Below are 1305 nucleotides of genomic sequence, written 5' to 3' on the forward strand. Positions count from 1 at the left end.
CGCAGCAGTCACTACGCATACGCTGGAAACTCATATCTATCGGCTGCGGCAGAAGATTGAGCCGGATCCAGGCAATGCGCGTCTGCTTCTGACAGAGGCTGGCGGTTACCGCCTGTCGCCATAACTCAGCGCCAGCGAAGATTGCCGCGGGTGAGGTCGCTCACCCGTTTCGCGCCCATCAGTTTCATATCGCGTTCGATCTCTGTGCGCAGATTGCCAAGCGCGCGCTCAACGCCGGCCTGACCGGCTGCGGCAAGGGCGTAGAGATAGAGACGTCCGCCTGACACGGCTTTTGCGCCGACTGAGAGCGCTTTCAGCGCGTGCGTTCCGCGTTGGATGCCGCCTTCGCAGATGACGTCAATCTTGTCGCCAACGGCGTCGCAAATCTCCGCCAATTGATCGAATGGCGCGCGAGACCCGTCCAGCTGACGCCCGCCATGGTTTGAGACCATGATCCCGGTACAGCCAATATCAACGGCGCGTTTGGCATCTTCGACGCTCATAATGCCTTTCAGCGCAAATTGGCCGTTCCAGGCGGCGCACAGCTTCTCAGCATCCTTCCAGTTCATCGACTGGTCCAGCAGGTTTGAAAAATAGTGGCTGACAAAGCTCACCGTATTGCCGCCACCGCGCGTCGCTTCAGCGAGATGCGGCATGTCGAACTTTTCCTTGGTCAGGAAGTTCCAGGCCCAACTTGGATGTGTGGCGAATCTCAGAATTGAGGAAGGCGTCAGGGCAGGCGGCGCGGTGAAGCCATTGCGCAAATCGCGCTCCCGATTGCCGCCCGTGATCGTGTCGACGGTGAGCGCCATGACGTTGAACTTGGCGGCGCGCGCGCGTTCCAGCAAAGCCGTATTCACGCCCTTGTCCTTGTGGAAGTAGAACTGGAACATCTTCGGGCCCGGCGCGATCTCCGCGATCTCTTCGGCGCTCACGGTAGCGAGCGATGAAATCCCGAACATGGTGCCATATTTGGTTGCCGCCCGCGCGACGGCGCGTTCGCCCTCATGATGAAACAGGCGCTGCAAAGCTGTCGGCGCGCAATAGAGCGGCATGTCGAGCTTTTGCCCCATCACCTCGACAGACATGTCGACGTCTTCGACGCCAGCTAAAACGCTTGGCACCAGGTCCACATCTTCATAAGCCGCGGCGTTGCGCCGATAGGTCACTTCATCGTCGGCAGCGCCGTCAATGTAATGGAAGATCGGGCCCGGAAGGCGCTTTTTGGCGAGCCGCCGGAAATCCGCGAAATTGTGGCAGTCATTCAGGTTCATGCGCGTTGTCCATCACAGATCGCGCATGGGT

Annotated in this window: 2 protein-coding genes; one reads left to right on the top strand and one right to left on the bottom strand. The window is 59.5% G+C overall.

What is annotated here, in order from left to right:
- Positions 1 to 124 (top strand): winged helix-turn-helix domain-containing protein (locus LYNGBM3L_RS49830; RefSeq protein ID WP_044492990.1); only part of this gene is annotated, 124 nt, incomplete at its 5' end.
- A gap of 1 nt (position 125) precedes the next feature.
- On the opposite strand, the gene LYNGBM3L_RS12965 is transcribed toward LYNGBM3L_RS49830, so the two are convergent.
- Complete coding sequence (locus LYNGBM3L_RS12965; RefSeq protein WP_008183578.1) at positions 126 to 1274, bottom strand: alpha-hydroxy acid oxidase; 1149 nt, start codon at positions 1272 to 1274, stop codon at positions 126 to 128.
- Between the last annotated feature and the right edge of the window lie 31 nt (positions 1275 to 1305).

Origin of the sequence: Moorena producens 3L (genome assembly GCF_000211815.1) — a bacterium.
GTDB lineage: Bacteria > Cyanobacteriota > Cyanobacteriia > Cyanobacteriales > Coleofasciculaceae > Moorena > Moorena producens.

Coding starts and splice junctions, on each gene's coding strand:
- LYNGBM3L_RS12965 (WP_008183578.1), bottom strand. CDS start 1,274: ATGAACCTGAATGACTGCCACAATTTCGCGGATTTCCGGCGGCTCGCC.